Raw genomic sequence first — 24,484 nt, 5'->3', positions numbered from 1 at the left:
CGAGTCCCTCGCACGTACCAACGACGCCGGGCGCGGCGGATCACGGGTAAATCGGAAGATCCTTGCGGGGGCGGAACCGCGGCCCTGCCGCTCGCCGTCCCCATCGGCACCGGCATAGTGGGGGCCGCACAGGACCTCGGGAAACCGTCCGGGAGTCCGCAGGGCGTTCGGAGCAGGTGGCTCGGAGCAGTACCGCAGTGCAGTACAGAAGTGTTGAGTTACGAAGTCCCAGGGGGATCACCACATGCGACTCATTCGACCGGCTCTCGCCGCACGTCAGGGGAGGGCACGCCGCCGGCCTTCGTCGGTGCTCGCCGTGGCCGCGGTCACCGCGGCCCTCGCGCTCACCGCCACCGCCTGCGGTCCCGAGGAGGACAACGCGAGTGACAAGCCGAGCGTCCCCGCCGGCCAGTCCTCGGACGGCAAGATCACGATTCCGGACGACCTGAAGGACCGGCTCAAGGAACACGGGATCGACCTCGACCAGTGGAAGAACGGCGAGTGGAAGAACTGGGACAAGGACAAATGGCTGCGTGAGGCCAAGGACTTCGTCAACCCGGTCATCGAGGACCTCTGGGACCCGGACCGGATGCGGGACGCGGACAAGGCACCGGAGAAGCCGGTCGACAACGACATCTCGGGTGATGTGGGTGTGACGGACCCGACGCCCGCGCCGGTCCAGGCCGCGGGCGTCCGGACGCCGTACCACGCCAACGCCGCAGAGTCCGGGAAGCTGCTCTTCGACGGCCCCGAGGGCTCCATGGTCTGTTCCGCGACCGTGGTGAAGGACCCGGCGCACCCCGGGAAGTCCAACCTGGTGTGGACCGCCGGGCACTGTGTGCACGCCGGCAAGAAGGGCGGCTGGTACCGCAACATCGCCTTCGTGCCGTCGTACAACAACCAGGGCCTGTCGCTGGCCGAGCTGAAGAAGGCGACCAAGCAGGAGATCGCCCCCTACGGCGTGTGGTGGGGCAGCTGGGCGCAGACGTCCGACCAGTGGATCTCGCAGGGTTCCTCGATGGGCGGGCAGGGCGCGCCGTACGACTTCGCGGTGCTGCACGTGACGCCGGAGAAGGGCTCGACGGGCAAGTCCCTGGAGGAGACGGTCGGTTCCGCGCTGCCCGTCGATTTCAACGCCCCGGCCGTGCCGAAGATCGACAGCATGACGGCGACCGGCTTCCCGGCCGCTCCGCCGTACGACGGCCAGAAGGCGTTCCAGTGCGCGGACAAGCCGGGTCGGCTCTCGCTGACCGCGCAGGACCCGACGATGTACCGCATCGGCTGCACCATGACCGGCGGCGCGTCGGGCGGTGGCTGGGTCGCGAACGGCCAGGACGGCAAGCCCGCGCTGGTCTCCAACACCTCCATCGGACCGGTGACGGCCGGCTGGCTGGCCGGGCCGCGGTTCGGCAAGGAGGCCAAGGGCGTCTACGACTCGGTCAGCAAGAAGTACGCGGGACAGTGACGACGGACCGTCACCCGGGCCGGTCCCGAGGACGGTGACGGCACATCAGGGGCCCCCGGCGCGGCAGTTGCGCGCCGGGGGCCCCTGTACGTCGTGCGGCACCGCCGCCCGGCCGCGCCCCGTGCGGGCCGCGCCGCCGCGGCAGGGGGCATGCTCCGGACCGTCATAGGGTGACCCCTGCATCTTCGGTGGCCGTTGGTCCGGCCACCGAGCCGTATGACACGTTCATGGCAATTTCAGAAATTTCAGGGGGAACCCTTTCCATGCGATCCATACGTCCGCTGCTCGCCGCGACCGGTCTCGTCGCCGCGCTCGCCCTGACGGCCACGGCCTGTGGTCCGAGCGAGGACAACGCGACCGGCAAGCCCGCCGCGGACTCCGCGGGTGGCCAGGACGCCGGCGGCTCCCTACCGACGGTCTGGCCGAGACGCTGAAGAAGCACGGTGTCGACCCGGAGAAGTGGAAGAACGGCGAGTGGAAGAACTGGGACAAGGACAAATGGCTGCGTGAGGCCAAGGACTTCGTCAACCCGGTCATCGAGGGGCTGTGGAAGCCCGACCGGATGAAGTCGGCCAAGGACCCGGCGAAGACCCTGGCGGCCGGCGACGTCTCCGGCGGCCAGGGCGTCACCGATCCGGAGCCCGCTCCGGTGCGGGCCGAGCGCGAGAAGACGCCGTACCACGACTACGCGGCCCCGGTCGGCAAGGTGTTCTTCGACTCCCCCGAGGGCTCGATGGTCTGCTCGGGCACGGTCGTCAAGGACCCGGAGAAGCCGGGCCGGTCCAACCTGGTGTGGACCGCCGGACACTGCGTGCACGCCGGGTCGAAGGGCGGCTGGTACCGCAACATCGTCTTCGTGCCCGCGTACAACGACAGGGGCAAGTCCGCCGCCGCCCTGGAGAACGCGCAGCCGCAGGAGATCGCCCCGTACGGCGCGTACTGGGCGGACTGGGCGACGACGTCCGGTGAATGGCTCGCCGACGGCGGCCCCACCGGGGGCGAGGGCGCCCCCTACGACTACGCGGTGCTGCATGTGAAGCCGGAGAAGGGGACCAAGTCCCTGGAGGAGACCGTGGGCAACGCCCTGGCGGTCGACTTCGACGCTCCCGAGATCTCGCGGATCGACGCCATGGGCGCCTGGGGATACCCCGCCGCTCCCCCGTACGACGGCCTGATCATGCACAAGTGCGTCGATCGCCCCGGGCGGCTCTCCATCAGCCCGGGCACTCCGGCGATGTACCGCATCAGCTGCACCATGACCGGTGGGTCGTCCGGCGGCGGATGGTTCAGAAAGGGCAGTGACGGCAAGTCCGTGCTGGTCTCCAACACCTCCATCGGACCGGTGACTTCGGGCTGGCTCGCCGGCCCCCAGCTGGGCCGGGGTGCCAAGGACGTCTTCACCACGATGAGCGAGAAGTTCGCCGGCCGCTGACGGCCACCTGCCTCCTATGACGGCCGAAGGCCCGCCCCTGGTCGGGGCGGGCTTTCGGGCGTTACCGAGCCGTACAGCGCCGCGGTCAGTGCGCCACGGGGACGAACGAGGAGAGCTCGGCCGCCAGCTCCTCGTGTACCCGCGCCTTGAGCAGGGTGCCCTCCGACGTGTGCTCCTCGGAGATCACCTCGCCCTCGGCATGCACCCGGGAGACGAGTCCACCCTGGATGTACGGCACGAGGGCCTCGATCTCGACCGACGGCCGCGGCAGTTCGGTGTCGATGAGCGTGAGCAGCTCCTCGATACCAACGCCGGTGCGCGCAGAGACGGCGATCGCGTGCTTCTCGATGCGCAGCAGTCGCTGGAGCACCAGCGGATCGGCCGCGTCCGCCTTGTTGACCACCACGATCTCGGGCACGTCCACCGCGCCGACTTTGCGGATCACCTCGCGCACCGCGGCGAGCTGCTCCTCCGGCGCCGGGTGGGAGCCGTCCACCACGTGCAGGATCAGATCGGACTCGCCGACCTCCTCCATGGTGGAGCGGAACGCCTCGACGAGGTGGTGCGGCAGATGCCGTACGAACCCGACGGTGTCGGCCAGGGTGTAGAGCCGGCCGCTCGGCGTCTCGGCCCGGCGCACAGTCGGGTCCAGGGTGGCGAACAGGGCGTTCTCCACCAGGACGCCCGCACCGGTGAGCCGGTTGAGCAGCGAGGACTTGCCCGCGTTGGTGTAACCGGCGATGGCGACCGACGGCACCTTGTTGCGCTTGCGCTCCTGGCGCTTGATCTCGCGGCCCGTCTTCATCTCCGCGATCTCCCGGCGCATCTTCGCCATCTTCTCGCGGATCCGACGCCGGTCCGTCTCGATCTTGGTCTCACCGGGACCACGGGTGGCCATGCCGCCACCGCCGCTGGAACCGCCGCCGCCCATCTGACGGGAGAGCGACTGACCCCAGCCGCGCAGCCGCGGCAGCATGTACTGCATCTGTGCCAGCGAGACCTGCGCCTTGCCCTCTCGGGACTTGGCGTGCTGGGCGAAGATGTCGAGGATCAGGGCGGTCCGGTCGACCACCTTGACCTTGACGACGTCTTCCAGGTGAATCAGCTGGCCGGGGCTGAGCTCACCGTCGCAGACGACGGTGTCGGCCCCCGATTCGAGGACGATGTCGCGCAGCTCCAGCGCCTTGCCCGAACCGATGTAGGTGGCCGGGTCCGGCTTGTCACGGCGCTGGAAGACGGCGTCGAGCACCTGGGCGCCCGCCGTCTCCGCCAGTGCGGCCAGCTCCGCGAGGGAATTCTCCGCGTCACGCACGGTCCCCGACGTCCAGACACCGACCAGCACCACGCGCTCCAGGCGCAGCTGCCGGTACTCGACCTCGGTGACATCTTCGAGCTCGGTGGAGAGCCCTGCCACACGCCGCAGGGCGGCGCGCTCGGAGCGGTCGAGCTGCTCGCCGTCCCGCTCCGTGTCGATCTCGTGGCTCCAGGCGACGTCCTCTTCCATCAGGGCGTCGGCCCGAAGGCTCTCGGTGAGGCTTTCGGTGACATTCTCCGTAGCACTCTGCGCATCCTGCGCGTCCTGGGGAAAGGAAGAAGAGGAGGTCATTGGATCCTTACGTCGTTGGAAGTCCGTTACATCAGTCACAACGCGTGACCCCTTCCGATGATTCCCGCTGTCGGGAATCTCCGGTCCGGCCGCCGCAGCGACTCGTCGATAGTGGCATGGTCGGCCGCACCCGTCACCCGGGTTTATCGCTGTCCGGCGGGCGCGGTGCTGTGCCAGTCCGGGTGTCCCGGCATCGGCGGGGTCTTCTCCCCGTACAGCCAACCGTCGAAGAACGAGGTCAGGTCGCGGCCCGCGGTCCGGGACGCCAGGCGGACGAAGTCCCCGGTGGTGGCGTTGGAGTCCCGGTGCTTCCTCACCCAGCTCCGCTCCAGCCGGTCGAACGCGCTCTCGCCGATCTCCTGGCGCAGCGCGTACAGGATCAGTGCGCTGCCGTCGTACACCACCGGCCGGAACAGGCTGATCTTCTGTCCGGGTTCCGGGGCGTCGGGTCGGGCCGGCGGGCCGCCCGCGGCGCGCCAGCCGTCGGACCTGGTATAGGCATCGCGCATCCGGCGTTCCAGCGCCTTGCCACCGTGCTCCTCGGCGTAGCGGGCCTCGTACCAGGTGGCGTGTCCCTCGTTGAGCCATAGATCGGACCAGCTCTGCGGGGAGACGCTGTCGCCGAACCACTGGTGGGCGACCTCGTGCACCATGATCGATTCGAGGTACCACTCGGGGTAGTCGTTCCCGGTGAACAGGGCCCGCTCGAAGAGTGAGAGCGTCTGGGTCTCCAGCTCGAAACCGGTCTCTGTGTCGGCGACGAGCAGTCCGTACGTCTCGAAGGGATAGCGCCCGACCTGCTGTTCCATCCACTCCAGCTGGGCGGGGGTCTTGCTGAGCCAGGGTTCGAGGCGTTTGCGGTCGGCCTCGGGCACCACGTCGCGTACCGGCAGCCCGTGCGGACCGGTCCGGTGCAGGACGGCGGAACGCCCGATCGAGACCTGAGCCAGTTCGGTGGCCATGGGGTGTTCGGTCCGGTAGGTCCAGGTGGTGTCGGCGCCTTGCCGGGCCGTGCCGGCGGGCAGTCCGTTGGCCACCACGGTGAGGTCCTTGGGCGCGGTGATCCGGAAGGTGAAGTACGCCTTGTCGGCGGGGTGGTCGTTGCTCGGGAAGACCCGGTGCGCGGCGTCGGCCTGGTTGGCCATGGCCAGACCGTCGGCGGTGCGCAGCCAGCCGCCGCTGTTCTGGTCGCCGGAGGGGTCGCTGGTGTGCCGGACGGTGATGCGCAGCGGCACCCCGGCAGGCAGCCGGCCCAGTGGCTGGATGACGAGGTCCTCGTCCTTGAGGGCGAAGTCGGCGCGCAGTCCGTTGACTTCGACCGTGCGGACCGTGCCCAGGGTGAAGTCGAGGTTGATCCGGTCGAGCGGTTCGGTGGTCCGCGCGTCAATCCTGGTGACGGCGTCCAGCGGCTTGCTGTTGTCGCCGTGGTAGGTCATTCCGACGTCGTAGGCGCGGACGTCGTACCCGGGGTTGCCGAGGTGGGGGAAGAGCGGATCACCGATGCCGAGTGGCACGGGTGAGGGGAGGGTGGCTGCGACGAGGGTGGCTGATGCGGTGGCCAGCAGAGCGGCCCGCAGACAGCGGGAGATGAACGGCATGAACTACCGCTACCAGCGACTTCGCCCTGGGCAGGCGCGGCGCGCGCCGCGCCACCCGAATGAGATCGCTGTGGCGGATGGCTCCGGCCGGCGGAGTCAGACGGTGGCCGCGGGGTGCTGGGCCCGGCTCACGTCGTACACCCCGGGCACGTCACGCATGGCGCGCATCAGGGACGGCAGTCCGGCCGCGTCGGGGAGCTGCAGGGTGTAGGTGTGCCTGACACGCTGTTCGCTGGGCGGTTCGACGGTGGCGGAGACGATCGCCGCGTCCGCCGTCGCGATCGCCTCGGTGAGATCGGCGAGCAGCCGGGGGCGTCCGAAGGACTCGGCGACCAGCGTGACCCGGCACTCGGTGGCGTCTCCCCAGCTCACCCCGACCGGCGACCGGCCGACGGACCGCATCCGGGCGACGGCGGGACATTCCAGCCGGTGCACGGTGACGGCGCCGCCGCGCACGACGAATCCGGTGACGGCGTCGGGGGGTACGGGGGTGCAGCAGCCCGCGAGCCGTACGGTGGCGTCCGGCAGGTCCACCACGGCGCTCGCGGCGCGGCCCGCGGCGGGCCCGGTGCCTGCGGGCTCCTGCGGCTGCGGTCCGGGCCTGGAGTGGCCGTGCGACTGCTGCTCGGGCCCGGATTCCGCGGGCCGGCCGCCGTGCGGGCCACGGGTGTCCTCGGGGTGGGCGTCCAGCCAGCCGGTGATGGCGATGCGGGCGGCGGGGGTCCGGGCGTGGTCGAGCCAGTCGGGCGAGGGGCCCGAGGCGGCGTCCTCGGCGAGCAGCAACTGCACGGTGTCTCCGTCGCTGAGTACGGTGCCGAGGGTGGCCAGGCGGCCGTTGACCCGGGCGCCGATGCAGTTGTGCGCTTCGTCCCCGTACTGCGCGTAGGCGGCGTCGACGCAGCTGGCTCCGGCGGGCAGCCCGAGCGTGCCGCCGTCGGTCCGGAAGACCGTGATCTCCCGGTCCTGGGCCAGGTCGGCGCGGAGCGTGGTCCAGAAGGTGTCGGGGTCCGGGGCGGACTGCTGCCATTCGAGGAGCCGGGAGAGCCAGCCGGGCCGGGTGGGGTCGGCGCGCTCTCCGTCGGCGGGTTCGGCGGCCTGGGGTCCGGTGCCGCTCTCCGCGGCGTACGGATTGCCGAGGGCGATGACTCCGGCCTCGGCAACCTTGTGCATCCGGTGGGTACGGATGAGGACTTCGGCGACCGCCCCGTCCTCGCCCACGACGGCGGTGTGCAGTGACTGGTACAGGTTGAACTTGGGGGCGGCGATGAAGTCCTTGAACTCGGAGATCACCGGAGTGAAGCAGGTGTGCAGTTCTCCGAGCACGGCATAGCAGTCGGCGTCCTCGCCGACGAGCACCAGCAGTCGGCCGAAGTCGGTGCCGCGCAGTTCGCCGCGTTTGATGCCGACCCGGTGCACGGACACGAAGTGGCGTGGCCTGATGAGGACTTCGGCGGGGATGCCGGCCTCCCGCAGCACCGTCGTGACGTTCTCGGCGATGGCCGCGAGCGGGTCCTGACGGGCGGCGCCGGAGCCGTCCGGGTGCGCCGACGCGGCGTCGATCAGCGCGCGGGTCCGTTCGTACTCCTCGGGGTGGAGGATCGCGAAGACGAGGTCCTCCAGCTCGGTCTTGAGGGCCTGCACCCCGAGCCGTTCGGCCAGCGGGATCAGTACGTCGCGGGTGACCTTGGCGATCCTGGCCTGCTTCTCGGGACGCATCACGCCGAGGGTGCGCATGTTGTGCAGCCGGTCGGCGAGCTTGATGGACATGACCCGGACGTCGTCCCCGGTGGCGACCAGCATCTTGCGGAAGGTCTCCGGTTCGGCAGCCGCTCCGTAGTCGACCTTCTCGAGTTTGGTGACGCCGTCGACGAGATAGCAGACCTCTTTGCCGAACTGGTCCCGTACCTGATCGAGGGTCACGTCGGTGTCCTCGACGGTGTCGTGGAGCAGCGACGCGGTGAGTGTCGTCGTCTCGGCGCCGAGCTGGGCGAGGATCAGCGTGACCGCGAGCGGGTGCGTGATGTACGGCTCGCCGCTCTTGCGCATCTGGCCGCGGTGCGAGGACTCCGCGAGTACGTAGGCCCGGTGCAGGATCGAGAGGTCGGCGTCCGGGTGGTGGGCCCGGTGGGCCTCGGCGACATGGCCGATGGCATCGGGCAGCCGGTCGCGGGAGACGGGGCCGAGCAGCGCGACGCGCCCGAGCCTGCGCAGATCGATCCGGGGACGGCCCCGTCTGCGGATGGGGGCACCTGGGCTGGTGGCCTCTGTGCTCATGCGGGGCACCTCCGGCGACGTCGACCGGCGGTGGGAAGGTGCGGTCGCGCCTCCGGGCCGGTGCTTGATGCTACCGAGCCCACCACGTGGCGGAGTCCGGCTCTCGCCCAGCGTGAAAGGGATCACCCATTCGAGCGAAGGTCCGGGGCCCTTCGTTTGGATCATTCCGGGCTCGCGGGCCCCGGTGCCTGATCCGGCCTGATCCAAACGAGAGGCCCTAGCCGATCACCGTTTCGAGCCAGGAGGAGTCGATCAGGCCTTCGGCGACGATCACAGCCGGTCCGGTCATCTCGATCTCGCCGTCCGGCCGCTCGGTGATCACGAGGGTGCCGCCGGGCAGATCGACCGTGTACGTGACAGGGGTGCCGGTCTCCGCGGGGTCCGCGCCGTCCCTGCGGGCCGCGGCGACGGCCACGGCGCAGGCACCCGTGCCGCAGGAGCGGGTCTCGCCGGAGCCGCGCTCATGGACCCGCATGGCGACATGGCGCGGTCCGCGGTCCACGACGAATTCGATGTTGACGCCGTCGGGGTAGACGGCTGCGGGGCTGTAGGGCGGTACGGAGAGCAGATCGCCGGCGTGGGTCAGGTCGTCGACGAAGGCGACCGCGTGGGGATTGCCCATGTTCACGTTGCGGGCGCCCCAGCTCCGGCCGCCGAGACTGACCGTGACGCCGTCCTCGGGGAGGAGCGCGCGCCCCATGGAGACCGTGATGGCGCCGTCCTTGGCGATGTGCACCTTCTTCACGCCGCCCCGGGTCGCGACGGCGAGGTCGCCCTCCTCGACGTGCCCGGCGCGCTGGAGGTATCCGGCGAAGACCCGTACCCCGTTGCCGCACATCTCGGCGATCGAACCGTCCGCGTTGCGGTAGTCCATGAACCACTCGGCCTCGCCCGCCATGGCCTGCGCCTCGGGGTGCGCGGCGGACCGTACGGCGTGCAGCAGCCCGTCACCGCCGATACCGGCGCGGCGGTCGCAGAGCCGGGCGACGACGGACGCGGGCAGGTCGATGGCGTTGTCCGGGTCGGGAACGATCACGAAGTCGTTCTCGGTGCCGTGACCCTTGAGGAAGGCGATCTGCGAGGTGCTCACAGGGCAACTGTACGAAACGGCGCCGACAACCGGCGGCCCCGGCCCGCCCCCGCGGGCTCCGGCATGACGGCAGGGCCTGCGGAAAGGGCCCGCTCCGGCCGTCAGCGGAGCCGTGCCACGCGCCAGACGGCCAGTGCGACCAGCGCGCCGCAGACGGCGACGTACAGGGCGATCACCCGCCAGTCGGAGCGCTCGCCCGAGCCACGCTGCGGCAGCCCGGGCCAGGTGTATCCCACGCGGCGGGCGGCCATCATGCCCCAGCCCGCGGCGCAGCAGCTGATCAGCAGGCCCAGCATGGCCACGACCGCGCCGCCGTCGCCGAACTCGAAGGCCAGCGGGAAGGCGAACATCAGCGACCCCACCGCGGCGAGCATGACGATCGGTGCCAGCTGCCAGATCCGCAGCTTGCGCGCGGGCCGCAGCTCGACCTCGACCTCGGGGGTCGCTTCGAGCTCGTCCGGCCCGTCGGGGCTCAGACTTGCTGCCTCATGCAGCGCGTCCGGTGCGTCTTGTTCAGTGTCGCGAGGGCCGGCCTCCATCGCCACGCGCCCTCCCAACTCGGACTCCACTGGTCGATCGATGCTCGATGATGGCACGCTCCAGGTCGCCGAAATGACGGGCAGGGCTTCCCGATGCCATCACGTGATCAGGCTGTAACCGCTCGTTTGACCAACGCCAGCGCCTGGTGCGGGAGTTCCCCGCGGTGTTCCGCGGCACCACTCAGCCAGTGGACCCGCGGGTCGCGGCGGAACCACGAGTCCTGACGGCGGGCGAATCGCTTGGTGGCGCGAACGGTCTCGGCCCGCGCTTCGTCCTCGGTGCACTCCTGGGCCAGCGCGGCAAGCACCTGCTGGTAGCCGAGCGCCCGGGACGCGGTTCGCCCCTCGCGCAGGCCGTGTGTCTCCAGGGCGCGGACCTCGTCGACGAGTCCGGCCGCCCACATCCGGTCGACCCTCAGGGCGATGCGTTCGTCGAGTTCGGGGCGGGCCACGTCGACACCGATCTGGACGGTGTCGTACACCGCATCGTTACCGGGGAGATTGGCTGTGAAGGGCTTGCCGGTGATCTCGATGACTTCGAGGGCCCTGACGATCCGGCGGCCGTTGCTCGGCAGGATGGCCCGGCCTGCTTCGGGATCGGCGGCAGCGAGCCGGGCGTGCAGCGCGCCGGAGCCGCGCTCGACCAACTCCTCCTCCAGCCTGGCCCGTACCTCGGGGTCCGTGCCGGGGAACTCCAGGGCGTCGATGGCGCCCTTCACGTAGAGGCCGGAGCCGCCGACCAGGACGGGGGTGCGGCCGGCGGCGAGCAGCCGGTCGATCTCGGCGCGGGCCAGCCGCTGGTACTCGGCGACACTGGCGGTCTCGGTGACGTCCCAGATGTCCAGCAGGTGGTGCGGGACGGACTCGCGTTCGGCGAGCGTCAGCTTCGCGGTGCCGATATCCATCCCCCGGTAGAGCTGCATGGAGTCGGCGTTGACCACTTCGCCGTCGAGCTGCTGAGCAAGGAATACCCCCAGATCGGACTTTCCGGCTGCAGTGGGACCGACGACGGTGATGACCCGCGGTGCGGGAGCTGAACTTCTCACCGCCACAGTCTCGCAAACCTCCGCCCCACTTCCCGAACGAGTGAGGTGACCGGCCGTGAACAGGAATTGCCGTCCCGGCCCGGACCCGTCCTGCCGCGCCCCCCGGGCGGCGCGGATCTTCTCGCAGGCCAGTAGAATTCATAGTAAGTATGGGCGGTTTTTCATGGTTTGAAGAACCGCCCGACCGCAGTCCCCCAGCAGGGAAGGTGCCCGATGGGCTTCCTGGACAATTTGAAGGCCAAGCTGAGCCCCGCCAAGGACAAGGTCGGCGAACTCGCGCATCAGCACGGGGACAAGATCGACCAAGGGCTCGACAAGGCCGCACGGACGGTCGACCAAAAGACCAAGGGCAAGTACAGCGACAAGATCGAGTCCGGAGCGAGGAAGGCCAAGGACGCGGTCGAGCGCCTGTCTCACAAGGACGAGGGGTCCCACAAGGACGAGGGCGGTACGCCGCCGCCCGCTTCCTGACCAAGAATTGATCGAGTCCGACGGACGGCCGTGGAGCGAGAACGCTGCACGGCCGTCGCCCGTCGGTCCCCGGGCGGCGGCGGTTCAGGACCAGGTGGCGACCAGGTAGCCCACGCCGTACGGAGCGTCCTCGTACAGCAGCCGCCCGGCCAGGCCGGTCCCTTGGGCCGCACCCGCGAGCACCTGCCAGGGCGCCCGGCCCGCAGCCTTCAGTTCGTACGCCAGTGACTCGTCCAGTGCGATCAGCGCGCCGGGGTCCGCCGCGCCCAGCGCACGGGCGGCCGCCGCGTCGAACGCCTCGGCACGTTCGTCCAGATAGCCCGGGGCCTTGAGCGTGCGGCAGGCGCTGCCGTCACCCATCACGAGCAGCGCGACCCGGTCCGCCCTGGCGGCCAGGTCCCGTCCGGCGCTCGTGCAGCGGCCGGTCTCCAGCGGCTCCCCCACGCCCAGCCCCTCGACCGGCGCACCGGTCCATTCCGCGCGGGCCAGCAGCCAGGCGCCGACGGACAGGGACGGCGGGAGCGAGTGGTCCGCCACCGGTCCGCGGTCGCGACCGAGCCGTACGCCGAGGTCGACGCCGAAGCCCTTGAAGGTGCCGGTGGCGCCCTCGGGGTGCGGGCCGCGGCCCGGCCGGTCCGCGGGGCCGACCACGATCAGCAGATCGGGGCGCGCGGCGGCGAGCACGCCGACGGCGTCGGCGCAGGCGTCCCGCAGGGTGTCGAGCTCGGGCGCGGCACCGGCAGCGACCTCGGGTACCAGCAGGGGCGGGCAGGGGCAGACAGCGGCGGCGACAAGCATGGTGGGCAGCGTACTGCTAGGACCCGGCACACCTGTCGGCCGCCGTCGGGCTCCGTCGGGCGCCCCCCGGTGTCAGTCGCAGCCGCAGCCGGGGGCCGCCGCGGCCGGCAACGGCGCCGGGGCTCCGATGCCCGGCAGTCCCAGCATCACTCCGGCCGGCTTGGCGGCCTCGGCGGCGTTGCGCTTCTCCCAGGCGTCCCCGGCCCGGGTCCGCCGCACGGCCGGCGGTGCGCCCTCGGCGAGCAGATGGTGCGGGGCCGCGTAGCTGATCTCGACGGTCACCACGTCGCCCGGGCGCACGTCCTCGTCCGGCTTGGTGAAGTGGACCAGGCGGTTGTCGGGGGCGCGGCCGGAGAGGCGGTGGGTGGCGCCGTCCTTGCGGCCCTCGCCCTCCGCGACCATGATCTCCAGCGTCCGGCCGACCTGCTTCTTGTTCTCCTCCCAGGAGATCTCCTCCTGGAGGGCCGACAGGCGCATGTACCGCTCCTGGACGACCTCCTTGGGGATCTGCCCCTCCATCTCGGCGGCCGGGGTCCCGGGACGCTTGGAGTACTGGAAGGTGAAGGCGTTGGCGAAGCGCGCCTCGCGGACCGCGTGCATGGTCTGATCGAAGTCCTCCTCGGTCTCGCCGGGGAAGCCCACGATGATGTCGGTGGAGATGGCGGCGTCCGGCATCGCGGCGCGCACCTTCTCGATGATGCCGAGGAAGCGTTCCTGCCGGTACGAGCGCCGCATCGCCTTGAGGATTGTGTCGGAGCCCGACTGCATCGGCATGTGGAGCTGGGGCATCACGTTGGGCGTCTCGGCCATGGCCGCGATCACGTCGTCCGTGAAGTCGCGGGGGTGCGGAGAGGTGAAGCGGACCCGCTCCAGGCCCTCGATCTTCCCGCAGGCGCGCAGCAGCTTGGAGAAGGCCTCGCGGTCGCCGATGTCGGAGCCGTATGCGTTCACGTTCTGGCCGAGCAGGGTGATCTCCGAGACGCCCTCGGCGACCAGGGCCTCGATCTCGGCGAGGATGTCGCCGGTGCGGCGGTCCTTCTCCTTGCCGCGCAGCGCCGGGACGATACAGAAGGTGCAGGTGTTGTTGCAGCCGACGGAGATCGAGACCCACGCGGCGTAGGCGGACTCGCGTCGGGTGGGGAGCGTGGAGGGGAATGCCTCCAGGGATTCGGCGATCTCGATCTGCGCCTCCTCCTGGATACGGGCGCGCTCCAGCAGCACGGGCAGCTTGCCGATGTTGTGCGTACCGAAGACGACGTCGACCCAGGGGGCCCGCTCGACGATGGTGTCGCGGTCCTTCTGCGCCAGGCAGCCGCCGACGGCGATCTGCATGCCGGGCCGCTTGGTCTTCATCGGGGCGAGCCGGCCGAGGTTGCCGTAGAGCTTGTTGTCGGCGTTCTCCCGCACCGCGCAGGTGTTGAAGACGACGACATCGGCGTCACCGTCGGAACCCTCGGCGGCACGTACGTAACCCGCGCCCTCCAGCAGCCCCGACAGCCGCTCGGAGTCGTGGACGTTCATCTGGCACCCGTAGGTGCGCACCTCGTACGTTTTCAAACCGTCCACTACTCCACCAGCCACGTCGTTGCCGCTCACCCGTCCAGGGTAAGGGCTCCGACCGGGCCCCGATGATGAATACCCCGCCGCCGGGGAGCGGCCCTGGTCATCGCCGGGGCGGACTGGCAGGATCGCCGCCATGCTCCAGGCACTCTCCCGTATCGGCACGCGACGCGTTCTTCAGGCGTGCGCCGCCGTCGCCGTCGCGCTCGGGCTGCTGTTGTGGTGGCTGCTGCCGCTCGGGCAGCCGGAACCGACCGGAACGCTGACCTTCAGCACCGGTGTGCGCAGCGGGGTCTACCAGCGCTACGGCGAGCGCCTCAAGGGGGACCTGGCCAGGGATCTGCCCGAGGTGTCGATACGGCTGCAGACCAGTGAGGGCTCGCAGCAGAACATCGCACGGGTGGCGACCGGGAAGGTCGACTTCACCATCGCCACCGCCGATGCCCTCGCCACCTATCTGCGCAGCGGCAAGCCCGGCGCCGACCGGCTGCGGGGCTGTGTGCGGCTGTACGACGACTACATCCAGCTGGTCGTGCCCCGCGACTCGGAGGTGCGGAAGGTCTCGGATCTGCGTGGCAAGCGTGTCGGGGTGGGGCAGCGGGGTTCGGGGGTACGGTTGGTCGCCGACCGGCTGCTGACCGCCGCGGGTCTTGATCCCGCGAACGACGTGACACCGGTTTCCGCCGGTATCGACACGATGCCGGAGCAGTTGGAGAACGACCGGCTCGATGCCTTCTTCTGGTCCGGCGGACTGCCCACGTCCGCCGTGCAGGAGCTGTCGGACCGGTTCGCGATCCGGCTGGTGCCGCTGGAGGCCCCGCTGATCAAGGAGCTGCAGGCGGCGGGCGGGTCCGCCCGCTACTACCGTTCGGCCATGATGCCGGCCGATGCCTACCGCAATGCGCAGCAGGACGCGGCGGTGCCGACGGTCGCGGTCGCCAATGTGCTGGTGACCACGGAACGCTCGGACCCGACGTTGACGGAGGCGTTCACCCGGACCGTGATCGACAGCCGGGACCGGATCGGGCGCGAGGTGCACGCCGCCCAGCTGGTGGATCTGCGTACGGCGATCTACACCGATCCGCTGCCGCTGCACGAAGGGGCCAGCCGCTACTACCGCTCGGTCAAGCCCTGATCGTTCCTCTTCTTCTGTTCCGCTCAGCCCTGCGGGAGCTGCGGTTCCGCTCAGCCCTGCGGGCCGTTGCGCGGCACCGAGACCGTCACCCGCAGCCCGTGCGGCTCATGAGCCGCGTAGCTCAGGGAACCGCCGCCGGCCGCCAGGAGCGCCTGCGAGATCGAGAGCCCGAGGCCGGAGCCCTGGATGTTCTGATGCTGGGTGCTGCGCCAGAAGCGGTCGCCGACGCGTTCCATCTCCTGTGCGGTCAGGCCCGGCCCGCGGTCGGCGACGACGACGCTGACGTCATCGCGGCCGGAAGCGACCGTGACGACGACCTCTTCGTCGGCCGGGGTGAATTTCAGGGCGTTGTCGATGATCGCGTCGAGGGCGCTCGACAGCGCGATGGGGTCCACCCAGGCGGTCACCGCGGACGAGCCGTCCGCCCTGAGCCGTACCCCCTGTTCCTCGGCGAGCGGCCGCCAGGACGCGACGCGCTCCGCGGTGAGCGCGCCGATGTCCGTGAGCTGCAGATCGGCCGCGGCGTGTTCGGCCAGCGCCAGGTCGAGCAGGTCGTCGAGGACCTGCGCCAGGCGTTTGCCCTCCGTGCGCACGGAGGCGATCTCCTCGTTGTCCTCGGGGAGTTCGAGCGCGAGGAGCTCGATCCGCAGCAGCAGCGCGGCGAGGGGGTTGCGCAGCTGGTGCGAGGCGTCGGCGACGAAGGCGCGCTGCTGCTCCAGCACGTCCTCGACGTTGTCGGCCATCTCGTTGAACGACCGGGCCAGGCGCCTGAGTTCCGGCGGCCCGCCGGAGGCCGCGACCCGGGACCTCATCCGCCCGCTGGCGATGTCGTGGGTGGCCGCGTCCAGGGTCCGCACGGGCAGCAGCACCCAGCCGGTGAGGCGGATCGCGGCGCCGACCGCCACCAGCATCGCGATCGCTTCGCCGGCCGCGATCAGCAACCAACCGCGCAGCGTGCGCGAGCGCATCTCGGCCGTGGGCGAGTCGAGGACCACGACGGCGACGACATCGCCGTCCCGTACGACGGGTGAGGCGACGACGACCCTGCCGTCCTGCCACGGCCAGACCTGCGGCGGATCGTGGCTGCGCCGCCCCAGCAGGGCCTCCTTGAACGCCTCGCGCCCCTCCCCCTCGATCGGGAGCTGCCAGGCCGCGGGGGCCTTCGCCATGGCGCTGTCGTCGCGGTAGAAGACACCGGCGCGGATTCCGTACACCGATGCGTAGGTGTCGAGTTCGCTCCGCAGGGTGCGCCGCCGCTCGTCGTAACCGGCTGCCCGCTCGGTGATGAACTGTGCGAGTGCGGCGAAGCGTGCCGTGTCGTCGATGCGGTCGATGACGACGCGTTGCTGCTGGGCCGCCGCCACGCTGACGGCCAGCGGGAAGCCGAGGGCGAGGAGCACGCCCGCCATGAGAACGATGAGCAGGGGAAGCAGCCGGGTACGCACCTGGGACGGACGCCTCTACGCGGACGGGGCGACGAGGCGGTAACCGACTCCGCGCACCGTCTCGATCAGTGCGGGCAGCCGCAGTTTGGAACGCAGGGACGCGACGTGCACTTCGAGCGTGCGCCCCGTGCCCTCCCAGCTCGTGCGCCACACCTCGCTGATGATCTGCTCCCGGCGGAACACCACTCCGGGGCGCTGGGCGAGCAGCGCGAGCAGGTCGAACTCCTTGCGGGTGAGCTGGACTTCCGATCCGTCGACGCTGACCCGGCGGGTCGGCAGCTCGATGTGGACGTGGCCGAGACGCAGCGCGGCGACGGGCATGGGCACGGTGTCCTCGCCCGGCGCGTTGCGCCGGCTGACGGCGTGGATACGGGCGAGGAGCTCGCCGGTGTCGTACGGCTTGACCACGTAGTCGTCGGCGCCGAGGTTGAGGCCGTGGATCCGCGACCGTACGTCGGCGCGCGCGGTCACCATGATCACCGGGGTGGAGGTGCGCTTGCGGATCTTCCCGCACACCTCGTAGCCGTCCTGGTCGGGCAGGCCGAGGTCGAGGAGCACGACACCGAACGGCTCCATGCCCGCGGGCAGCAGCGCCTGCAGTGCCTCCTCGCCGCTGCGCGCGTGCACGACCCGGAAGCCGTGCCGGGCCAGGATGGCGGAGAGAGCGGCCGCGACGTGGTTGTCGTCCTCGACGAGCAGAAGTCTCATGGCCTCCCTCTCCGGTTCTCCGATGGTTTCGATCGTGCGGTGCCGGTACGCGTCGGCAGGTGTCGGTGCGGTCTCTCGTACGTTCCTCGTCACTTCCCCGTACCGGTTCCCGTACCGAGGCGTTCCACGTCATGACGTACCAGGGCATCCACTCCGATGAGAGGCAGGTCAGTCAAGGCCCGCCCGTCGCTTCCGGCCATCTGTTATCCACCCGGTACGCCGCGGGCATCGCACCCTGCGTCCCGTTCACACGGAGTGTCCGGTTGCCGCCGGATCGTTATCCTCAATTTCCGCTCAGATGTAATGACGCTGGTAGCACTGCGTCACTAGGGTCCTTCCCAACCGAGGAGGACGGAGCGTGAAGCCGATGAGCGGAGTTTCAGTGACCAAGGGTGCCGGGGACGCCGCGCCTGCGGCGGACGACCTTGTCGTACTGAGCAACGTCAACAAGCACTTCGGCGCGCTGCATGTGCTCCAGGACATCGACCTGACGATCGCCCGTGGCGAGGTCGTGGTCGTCATCGGGCCCTCCGGGTCCGGGAAGTCCACGCTGTGCCGCACGATCAACCGCTTGGAGACGATCGACTCGGGCGCCATCTCGATCGACGGCAAGCCGCTGCCCGCGGAGGGCAGGGAGCTGGCCGGGCTGCGTGCCGATGTCGGTATGGTCTTCCAGTCGTTCAATCTCTTCGCGCACAAGACGGTGCTCGAGAACGTGATGCTGGGCCAGATCAAGGTCCGCAAGACGGACAAGAAGGCCGCCGAGGACAAGGCCCGTACTCTGCTCGACCGGGTGGGTGTGGCGACGCAGGCCGACAAGTACCCCGCCCAGCTCTCCGGCGGTCAGCAGCAACGCGTGGCCATCGCACGGGCGTTGGCGATGGACCCGAAGGTGATCCTCTTCGACGAGCCGACCTCCGCGCTCGACCCGGAGATGATCAACGAGGTGCTGGAGGTCATGCAGCAGCTCGCCCGGGACGGCATGACGATGGTCGTCGTCACGCACGAGATGGGCTTCGCGCGCTCGGCGGCGAACCGGGTCGTCTTCATGGCGGACGGAAAGATCGTCGAAGAGGCCACGCCCGACCAGTTCTTCAGCAACCCGCGCAGTGACCGGGCCAAGGACTTCCTGTCGAAGATCCTTCACCACTGACTGATCCTGCACCGCCGGGCCCGGACCGGCCGATCACTCACATCGCGTCAACTCTAGGGAAAACCACCATGCAGCTTCGTAAGGTCACCGCCGCCTCGGCCGCCGTGCTCGCCCTCGCCCTCACCGCCACCGCCTGTGGCTCCGACAAGGAGGACGGCGGCTCGGGCGACGGCAAGAAGATCACGATCGGCATCAAGATCGACCAGCCGGGCATCGGCCTGAAGACCCCCGACGGCAAGTACGTCGGCTTCGACGTCGATGTCGCCACGTACGTCGCCAAGGAGCTCGGCTACAAGGCCGAGGACATCGTCTTCAAGGAGACCAAGAGCGCCGACCGCGAGACGGCGATCGAGCGTGGTGACGTGAAGTTCATCGCCGCCTCCTACTCGATCAACGACGAGCGCCTGCAGAAGGTCGACTTCGCGGGTCCGTACCTGCTGGCCCACCAGGACATCCTGGTCCGCGCCGACGACGATTCGATCAAGTCGCCGGAGGACCTGAACAACAAGAAGCTGTGTTCGGTCACCGGCTCGACCTCGGCGAAGAACGTCAAGGACAAGCTGGCCCCGAAGGCGCAGCTCCAGACGTACGGCGGCTACTCGGAGTGCCTGACCGGCCTGGAGAACAAGGTCATCGACGCGCTGACCACCGATGACAGCATCCTGGCGGGCTACGCCTCGCAGCAGAACTTCCAGGGCAAGTTCAAGCTGGCCGGCTTCAAGATGACCAACGAGAACTACGGCATCGGACTGAAGAAGGGCGACGCCGACCTCAAGAAGAAGGTCAACGACGCACTCACCAAGATGGTCTCGGACGGTTCCTGGGACAAGGCCGTGGAGGCCAACTTCGGCCCGGCGAACTACAAGAACGAGCCCGCCCCGAAGATCGGCAACATCGTCAAGTGAAGCAGGGCTGACCGGGCGCGCCGTCCGTGAACGGCGGCGCGCCGTGCCCTCCTACACGCGGAAGCGCGGGAGATCGTGTTCGACTTTCTTGAAGGTTACGACCTGCTGGGGGCCTTCTGGGTGACGGTGCAGCTCACCGTCTACTCCGCCCTCGGCTCCCTCATATGGGGAACGCTGCTGGCCGGCATGAAGGTCAGCCCGGTCCCCCTGATGCGCGGCTTCGCCACCGCGTACGTGAACGTGGTCCGGAACATTCCGCTGACCGTGATCATCGTGTTCTCGTCGCTGGGTCTGTACCAGACGCTGGGCGTCATGCTCGGTGCCGATGTCATCGACGACATCAACTTCCGGCTGGCCGTACTCGCCCTGGCCGCCTACACAGCCGCCTTCGTCTGCGAGGCGCTGCGCTCCGGCATCAACACGGTACCGGTCGGCCAGGCCGAGGCGGCGCGCGCACTCGGGCTGAGCTTCACGCAGGTACTGCGGCTGATCATCCTTCCTCAGGCATTCCGTGCGGTGGTCAACCCGTTGTCCAACGTGCTGATCGCGCTGACGAAGAACACCACGGTCGCCTCCGCGATCGGTGTCGTCGAGGCCTCCTACCTGATGAAGGACATGATCGAGGCCGAGGCCCAGCTGATCCTCATCTCGGCGGTCTTCGCGTTCGGCTTCATCGTTCTGACCCTCCCAACCGGCCTGATCCTCGGCTGGGTGAGCAAGAAGGTGGCGGTGAAGCGATGAGTTCCGTCCTCTACGACGCACAGGGCCCCCGCGCCAAGCAGCGCAACATCCTGTACACGGTGCTGTTCGTGCTGTGCGCCGCGGCCGTGGTGTGGTGGGTGTACGACGGCCTGGCCGAGAAGCACCAGCTCGACTGGATCAAGTGGAAGCCCTTCTTCACCAGCTCCCAGCCCTGGGTCACGTACATCTGGCCGGGTCTCGAGAGCACGCTCAAGGCGGCGTTCTTCGCCCTGATCATCGCGCTGCCGCTCGGAGCGCTCTTCGGTGTCGGTCGGCTCTCCGACCACCGGTGGGTACGGGTGCCGGCCGGCGTGGTCGTGGAGTTCTTCCGTGCCATCCCGGTGCTGATCCTGATGATCATCGCGAACGCGGTGTACTCGGAGTACACGAACATCAGCACCGAGGACCGTCCCCTGTTCGCCGTGGTGACCGGTCTGGTGCTGTACAACGCCTCCGTACTCGCCGAGATCGTGCGAGCCGGTATCCACACCCTTCCGAAGGGTCAGGGTGAGGCTGCCAAGGCTCTCGGCATGCGCAAGGGCCAGACCATGGTGTTCGTGCTGCTGCCGCAGGCGGTGACGGCGATGCTGCCGGCGATCGTCAGCCAGCTCGTCGTCATCGTGAAGGACACCGCGCTGGGCGGCGCCGTGATGACCTTCCCCGAGCTGCTGGCCTCGGTCCGCCCGATGGCTGCGAACTACGGCGCGAACACCATCGCGTGCTTCACCATCGTCGCCCTGATCTACCTCCTGGTGAACTTCGCGCTCACCTCGTTCGCGAGCTGGCTGGAGCAGTGGCTCCGGCGCAAGAAGAAGGGGAAGGGCACCGCGCCCGGGGGCGCACCCGAGATCATCGGTACGCCGTCGCTCGTCGTCGACGACGAGCGCGCCGTCTGACGGCTCGTCGAAATGCGTCCCCGAGGGGCGGTGGCAGATCTGCCACCGCCCCTCACCGCTCTTTGGTGTCGCTTGACGCAAGCACCGGCAGTAGGTTGCATACGTTCTGTGATCGCGCCCCCTGTCCTCTCCGCCGCCACGCCTCCTCAACCCTCCATCCGCCTTTCGAGCCGCTCGCTCCTCGCGTCCGCGTCGTTTGAACGGATCTCAGGAGTCGCGCCGTGGACCCGGTGATCGTCGTGGGTGCCGGGCCGGTCGGCCTGGCGCTGTCGCTCGCCCTCGCGGCGCAAGGCGTTCCCTCCGTCCTGCTCGACGAGGACCCGGGCAAGGACGAGACACGCCCCGCCCGCACCGTGGTGCTGCGCGAGGACACCGCGGCCCTGGTGGAGCGGCTGGGCTGCAAGGCGCTCCGGCACGAGGGGGTGCGATGGGCCGGGTGGCGGTCGATGCGGCGCAAGCAGCTGGTGCGTGAGCTGCCGCTCGGCGAGGACTCCTCCGAGGGTGATCCGCTGCCGGCCCCCATCCATCTGCCCCAGCACGTGCTGGCGCGCGGGCTGCGGGACGCGGTGGCCGCGCAGGAGCTGGTGCGGGTGGCCCCGTACAGCCGGATCGACACCCTGGAGCAGGACGCCACCGGCGTCACCGTGCACACCAGGGAGCCGAACGCGACCTGGTGGCGCGGGAGTTATCTGGTGGGCTGCGACGGCGCCAGGTCCACCGTGCGCAAGCTGCTCGACATCCGGTTTCCCGGACGTACGGCGGTGGAGCGGCATGCCGTCGCGGCGCTGCGTACCGAGCTGCCCTGGCCCGGACAGGCCGTGCTGCACCGGCTGCCGCCGTGGCGCACCGGTGGCGCCGAGGTGACGGCGCGGCCGCTGCCGGACGGCGTCTGGCGGCTGGACTGGCTGCTGCCGCCGCGCGGCGAGCTCGTCACCCCGGATGCCCTGATCACCCGGGTCCGGGACACCCTGGCGGGCTGGTGCGGGGAGACACCGCCGTACGAGCTGCTGGACACGGGCGTGTACACGCTGCACCACCGGCTCGCCCTGCGCTGGCGGGTCGACCGGGCCTTCCTGGCCGGCGACGCCGCCCATCTGCTGGGCGCGCTGGGCACCCAGGGGCTCGACGAGGGGTTGCGGGACGCCGAGAACCTGGCCTGGAAGCTGGCCCAGGACTGGCACCACGGCGCCTCCGACGTGTTGCTCGACAGCTACCAGGCCGAGCGCCGGGCCGCGGTCGCCGCACGGCTGCGCGCCGCAGACCAGTCGCTGCCGATACTGCGTGGCGGCGGAGGGCTGCGGACGCTGGTCCCGGGGAGCGCACGGGAGCACGATTCGCTGCTCGCCGACGGACATCTGGGATGCGGCCCCCTCGGTGCGCCCCCCTCGTACTCGCATTCGCCCCTTGCGCCCCCACGCGCCGAGGCGCACACCTCTGTGGGTACGCCCCCCGGTGCGCCGGTGGCCGATGTGCGGGTGACGGCCCCCGACGGCACGACCGTGCGGCTCCGGGAACGGTTGGGGCAGGGGCATCTGCTGGTGATTCTGGTGGCCCCCGGGACCGGGGTCTGGGACCGGCGTCACTGGATGACCGCCGGTGTCATGCCCCGCCTCGTCGCCGCCGTCGACGCCCTGCCGATGAAGGGCGAGCTGCTGGTGACCGAGAGCTACCCGGGGGCGTCGGCCCACACCGTGCTCCTGGTCAGGCCGGACGGTCATCTCGTGGCGTCGTTCGGCGGGGTGCAGCCCCGGGACCTCTTCGCGGCGGCGGACGCGGTACGTGGCGGAGCGGTGCGCGCCGCCGTACGTTCCGACCAGACTGCGGGCATCAATTGACCGATGCGGACGTGGATGGTGTACTCCGAATCGTGACCGACACCGATGTGCGCCTGTGGCGGAGGGTCCATATGGACCTCGTCCGCTATGCGGGCTGCGTGTGTCGGCCGTCCTGCTGAATCGCCTTCCCCTGCCCCGCCGTGCGCGCTGCCGTACGGGCGGGCGCCCGCGCGAACCCTCAGGACGGTCTCTGTGTCTGCCCCTGCCTCACTCCCTGTAAGCACGCCTGCGCCCGTTCCCGGGCCCGCATCCGCATCCGCATCCGCATCCGTCGATGGTTCCGGTCCGACGGCTGCGGAACTGCTCGGTTTCGTCCGCCGTGTCGCCGCCGACGCCGAGATCGTCGCCTCGCTCCCCCTCGATCCCGAAGGCCGCACCTGGGTCCAGCTCGAAGGCCCGGGCGGCAGCGAGGCCTGGCTGATCGGCTGGCCGCCGGGGACCGGCACCGGCTGGCACGACCACGCCGACTCGATCGGCGCCTTCACCACCGCGGCCGGCACCCTCAGGGAACTGTCGCTGGCCGCCCGGCTGCCCACCGACGGCTGGAAGACCCTCGAACTCACCGAGGGCATCGACCGCTCCCAGGAACTGGCCACCGGCCAGGGCCGGGCGTTCGGCCGCCACCACGTCCACGAGGTGCTGAACGAGTCCGCCACGGAGCACGCCGTCTCCGTCCACGCGTACTACCCGCCGCTGCCGCGGATCCGGCGTTACAGCCGCAGCGGTGCGCTGCTCCGCCTTGAGCAGGTCGAACGGCCGGAGGACTGGCAGTGAGTGACAGCCGCCGGGGCGGTACGGAGCCGCTCGGGATCGACGATCTGCTGGACAGCGTCCGGGCGGGGTTCGTCAGGGTCGGCCCGCAGGAGGCGGCGGCCGCCGCTGCGGACGGTGCGCTGCTCGTGGACATCCGCTACGTGGAGCTGCGGGAGCGGGACGGGCTGATTCCGGGGGCGCTGGTCGTCGAGCGCAATGAGCTCGAATGGCGGCTCGACCCGCGGGGAAGCCATCGGGCGCCGCAGGCGGTGAGCCACGATCTCCGGGTCGTGGTGGTCTGCAACGAGGGTTACGCGTCGAGCCTGGCTGTCGCGTCCCTGCGACAGTTGGGGCTGCACCGGGCGACGGATCTGATCGGCGGGTTCCAGGCGTGGCGCGCTGCGGGGTTGCCAGTCGAGGTGTGACGGGCCGGGACTCACTGCCTGAACGTGGCCGCCTCCATCGGCCGGACCCTGAGTGCGAGTCGGCCGGGCAGCGCGGTGGCGGCCAGTGTCAGCAGTGCGGCGGCGCCCACCACCGTCGCGTACAGCCTCGGCAGAACGGTGGGCGCCGCGTTCGTCGCGGCTGCCCTGCCTGGCGACCAGGACAGTGGCGGCAAGCAGGTTATCCATGTGCCGCGGCCGGGGTCGTCGGGCCGCCGGGCTCGTGGTCCCGGCCGGTGACACGACAGGCCCGATGCGGACCGTGCGGGCGCCCACAGGGGGTGCGACATCGACGCACTCGCGCCGCCGCTTCTCCGCCATGCGCAGGTTCCTCGCACTGAGCGGCTTCTCTGCCATGTGTCACACAGTGCTCCGTGCACAGATACCTGCGCACTGGAGCGTGCCTGTGTCTTCATGCGGGGCTGTCCCTCATGCGTTCTTCATGCGGGGCTGTCCCTCATGCGTTCCACCGGGCCCACCCCTTCTGCCGCCGGCCGTTCCCCCGAATCCGCCCCGACACACCCGAACGCCACGCTCCGGTGGAGCAATCCCCGTACCCGACGGACATTCACCTCAACACCAAGGACCGAC

Annotated in this window: 22 protein-coding genes and 1 pseudogene; 12 read left to right on the top strand and 11 right to left on the bottom strand. The window is 70.1% G+C overall.

From position 1 onward, the window contains the following. Positions 1–244 precede the first annotated feature (244 nt). Both OG978_RS30365 and OG978_RS30360 read left to right on the top strand, forming a co-directional pair. Positions 245–1,465 (top strand): trypsin-like serine peptidase, encoded by a 1,221-nt coding sequence (locus tag OG978_RS30365; protein ID WP_326768244.1) that lies wholly within the window; start codon positions 245–247, stop codon positions 1,463–1,465. Positions 1,466–1,728: 263 nt separating this feature from the next. Next, positions 1,729–2,897 (top strand): annotated as a pseudogene (locus OG978_RS30360) (trypsin-like serine peptidase). Between the two features lie 85 nt (positions 2,898–2,982). Here OG978_RS30360 and hflX read toward each other — a convergent pair. The 6 genes from hflX to miaA form a co-directional block, all read right to left on the bottom strand. Beyond that, entirely contained in the window at positions 2,983–4,503 is a 1,521-nt protein-coding gene (hflX, locus tag OG978_RS30355) for a GTPase HflX (protein WP_326768243.1), read from the bottom strand. A gap of 143 nt (positions 4,504–4,646) precedes the next feature. Continuing rightward, positions 4,647–6,101 (bottom strand): M1 family metallopeptidase, encoded by a 1,455-nt coding sequence (locus OG978_RS30350; protein WP_326768242.1) that lies wholly within the window; start codon positions 6,099–6,101, stop codon positions 4,647–4,649. A gap of 96 nt (positions 6,102–6,197) precedes the next feature. Continuing rightward, positions 6,198–8,375, bottom strand: coding sequence for a RelA/SpoT family protein (locus OG978_RS30345; RefSeq protein WP_326768241.1), 2,178 nt, complete (start codon positions 8,373–8,375; stop codon positions 6,198–6,200). A gap of 217 nt (positions 8,376–8,592) precedes the next feature. Then, positions 8,593–9,465, bottom strand: coding sequence for a diaminopimelate epimerase (gene dapF, locus OG978_RS30340; protein ID WP_326768240.1), 873 nt, complete (start codon positions 9,463–9,465; stop codon positions 8,593–8,595). Positions 9,466–9,566: 101 nt separating this feature from the next. After that, positions 9,567–10,004, bottom strand: a complete 438-nt coding sequence (locus tag OG978_RS30335) for a hypothetical protein (protein ID WP_326770216.1) — start codon at positions 10,002–10,004, stop codon at positions 9,567–9,569. 107 nt (positions 10,005–10,111) lie between these two features. After that, complete coding sequence (gene miaA / locus OG978_RS30330; protein ID WP_326768239.1) at positions 10,112–11,050, bottom strand: tRNA (adenosine(37)-N6)-dimethylallyltransferase MiaA; 939 nt, start codon at positions 11,048–11,050, stop codon at positions 10,112–10,114. 213 nt (positions 11,051–11,263) lie between these two features. Between miaA and OG978_RS30325 the strand changes: the two genes are divergently transcribed. Then, positions 11,264–11,521 carry an antitoxin gene (locus OG978_RS30325; protein ID WP_326768238.1) on the top strand — a complete coding sequence of 86 codons (258 nt, stop codon included), beginning with the start codon at positions 11,264–11,266 and terminating at the stop codon, positions 11,519–11,521. An 84-nt stretch (positions 11,522–11,605) separates the two neighbouring features. Here OG978_RS30325 and OG978_RS30320 read toward each other — a convergent pair whose 3' ends face one another. After that, positions 11,606–12,319, bottom strand: a complete 714-nt coding sequence (locus OG978_RS30320; RefSeq protein ID WP_326768237.1) for a class III extradiol dioxygenase subunit B-like domain-containing protein — start codon at positions 12,317–12,319, stop codon at positions 11,606–11,608. 72 nt (positions 12,320–12,391) lie between these two features. Next, positions 12,392–13,885, bottom strand: coding sequence for a tRNA (N6-isopentenyl adenosine(37)-C2)-methylthiotransferase MiaB (miaB, locus tag OG978_RS30315; RefSeq protein ID WP_326770215.1), 1,494 nt, complete (start codon positions 13,883–13,885; stop codon positions 12,392–12,394). Between the two features lie 130 nt (positions 13,886–14,015). Here miaB and OG978_RS30310 point away from each other — a divergent pair, with 130 nt between their 5' ends. Then, positions 14,016–15,014, top strand: a complete 999-nt coding sequence (locus OG978_RS30310; RefSeq protein WP_326768236.1) for a TAXI family TRAP transporter solute-binding subunit — start codon at positions 14,016–14,018, stop codon at positions 15,012–15,014. 50 nt (positions 15,015–15,064) lie between these two features. Here OG978_RS30310 and OG978_RS30305 read toward each other — a convergent pair whose 3' ends face one another. Beyond that, positions 15,065–16,459, bottom strand: coding sequence for a sensor histidine kinase (locus OG978_RS30305; RefSeq protein ID WP_326768235.1), 1,395 nt, complete (start codon positions 16,457–16,459; stop codon positions 15,065–15,067). Between the two features lie 15 nt (positions 16,460–16,474). Further along, entirely contained in the window at positions 16,475–17,167 is a 693-nt protein-coding gene (locus tag OG978_RS30300) for a response regulator transcription factor (RefSeq protein WP_326768234.1), read from the bottom strand. Between the two features lie 367 nt (positions 17,168–17,534). On the opposite strand from OG978_RS30300, the gene OG978_RS30295 reads away from it, so the two are divergent. The 8 genes from OG978_RS30295 (at position 17,535) to OG978_RS30265 (ending at position 23,875) form a co-directional block, all read left to right on the top strand. Beyond that, positions 17,535–18,320 carry an amino acid ABC transporter ATP-binding protein gene (locus OG978_RS30295; protein ID WP_326768233.1) on the top strand — a complete coding sequence of 262 codons (786 nt, stop codon included), beginning with the start codon at positions 17,535–17,537 and terminating at the stop codon, positions 18,318–18,320. 68 nt (positions 18,321–18,388) lie between these two features. After that, entirely contained in the window at positions 18,389–19,225 is an 837-nt protein-coding gene (locus OG978_RS30290) for a glutamate ABC transporter substrate-binding protein (protein WP_326768232.1), read from the top strand. Positions 19,226–19,300: 75 nt separating this feature from the next. After that, positions 19,301–19,966 (top strand): amino acid ABC transporter permease, encoded by a 666-nt coding sequence (locus OG978_RS30285; RefSeq protein WP_114247033.1) that lies wholly within the window; start codon positions 19,301–19,303, stop codon positions 19,964–19,966. After that, positions 19,963–20,862 carry an amino acid ABC transporter permease gene (locus OG978_RS30280; protein WP_326768231.1) on the top strand — a complete coding sequence of 300 codons (900 nt, stop codon included), beginning with the start codon at positions 19,963–19,965 and terminating at the stop codon, positions 20,860–20,862. Before OG978_RS30285 ends, OG978_RS30280 begins: the two co-directional genes overlap by 4 nt. Before the next feature lie 221 nt (positions 20,863–21,083). Continuing rightward, the gene (locus OG978_RS30275; protein WP_326768230.1) at positions 21,084–22,697 is read left to right on the top strand and encodes an FAD-dependent monooxygenase; all 1,614 of its coding nucleotides are present in this window, start codon (positions 21,084–21,086) and stop codon (positions 22,695–22,697) included. 11 nt (positions 22,698–22,708) lie between these two features. Beyond that, entirely contained in the window at positions 22,709–22,816 is a 108-nt protein-coding gene (locus OG978_RS48385) for a putative leader peptide (protein ID WP_442817766.1), read from the top strand. Between the two features lie 73 nt (positions 22,817–22,889). Next, entirely contained in the window at positions 22,890–23,471 is a 582-nt protein-coding gene (locus OG978_RS30270) for a cysteine dioxygenase (protein WP_326768229.1), read from the top strand. Next, a complete protein-coding gene (locus OG978_RS30265) occupies positions 23,468–23,875 on the top strand; it encodes a rhodanese-like domain-containing protein (RefSeq protein WP_326768228.1) in 408 nt (135 codons plus the stop codon). The genes OG978_RS30270 and OG978_RS30265 overlap by 4 nt, the downstream gene beginning before the upstream one ends. 11 nt (positions 23,876–23,886) lie before the next feature. Here OG978_RS30265 and OG978_RS30260 read toward each other — a convergent pair whose 3' ends face one another. Beyond that, complete coding sequence (locus OG978_RS30260; RefSeq protein ID WP_326768227.1) at positions 23,887–24,069, bottom strand: hypothetical protein; 183 nt, start codon at positions 24,067–24,069, stop codon at positions 23,887–23,889. Positions 24,070–24,484: the final 415 nt, after the last annotated feature.

Origin of the sequence: Streptomyces sp. NBC_01591, from assembly GCF_035918155.1 — a bacterium.
GTDB lineage: Bacteria > Actinomycetota > Actinomycetes > Streptomycetales > Streptomycetaceae > Streptomyces.
This window is presented reverse-complemented; position numbering and strand designations above follow the sequence as displayed.

Coding starts and splice junctions, on each gene's coding strand:
- OG978_RS30365 (WP_326768244.1), top strand. CDS start 245: ATGCGACTCATTCGACCGGCTCTCGCCGCACGTCAGGGGAGGGCACGC.
- hflX (WP_326768243.1), bottom strand. CDS start 4,503: ATGACCTCCTCTTCTTCCTTTCCCCAGGACGCGCAGGATGCGCAGAGT.
- OG978_RS30350 (WP_326768242.1), bottom strand. CDS start 6,101: ATGCCGTTCATCTCCCGCTGTCTGCGGGCCGCTCTGCTGGCCACCGCA.
- OG978_RS30345 (WP_326768241.1), bottom strand. CDS start 8,375: ATGAGCACAGAGGCCACCAGCCCAGGTGCCCCCATCCGCAGACGGGGC.
- OG978_RS30335 (WP_326770216.1), bottom strand. CDS start 10,004: ATGGAGGCCGGCCCTCGCGACACTGAACAAGACGCACCGGACGCGCTG.
- OG978_RS30325 (WP_326768238.1), top strand. CDS start 11,264: ATGGGCTTCCTGGACAATTTGAAGGCCAAGCTGAGCCCCGCCAAGGAC.
- OG978_RS30320 (WP_326768237.1), bottom strand. CDS start 12,319: ATGCTTGTCGCCGCCGCTGTCTGCCCCTGCCCGCCCCTGCTGGTACCC.
- OG978_RS30310 (WP_326768236.1), top strand. CDS start 14,016: ATGCTCCAGGCACTCTCCCGTATCGGCACGCGACGCGTTCTTCAGGCG.
- OG978_RS30300 (WP_326768234.1), bottom strand. CDS start 17,167: ATGAGACTTCTGCTCGTCGAGGACGACAACCACGTCGCGGCCGCTCTC.
- OG978_RS30295 (WP_326768233.1), top strand. CDS start 17,535: ATGAGCGGAGTTTCAGTGACCAAGGGTGCCGGGGACGCCGCGCCTGCG.
- OG978_RS30290 (WP_326768232.1), top strand. CDS start 18,389: ATGCAGCTTCGTAAGGTCACCGCCGCCTCGGCCGCCGTGCTCGCCCTC.
- OG978_RS30280 (WP_326768231.1), top strand. CDS start 19,963: ATGAGTTCCGTCCTCTACGACGCACAGGGCCCCCGCGCCAAGCAGCGC.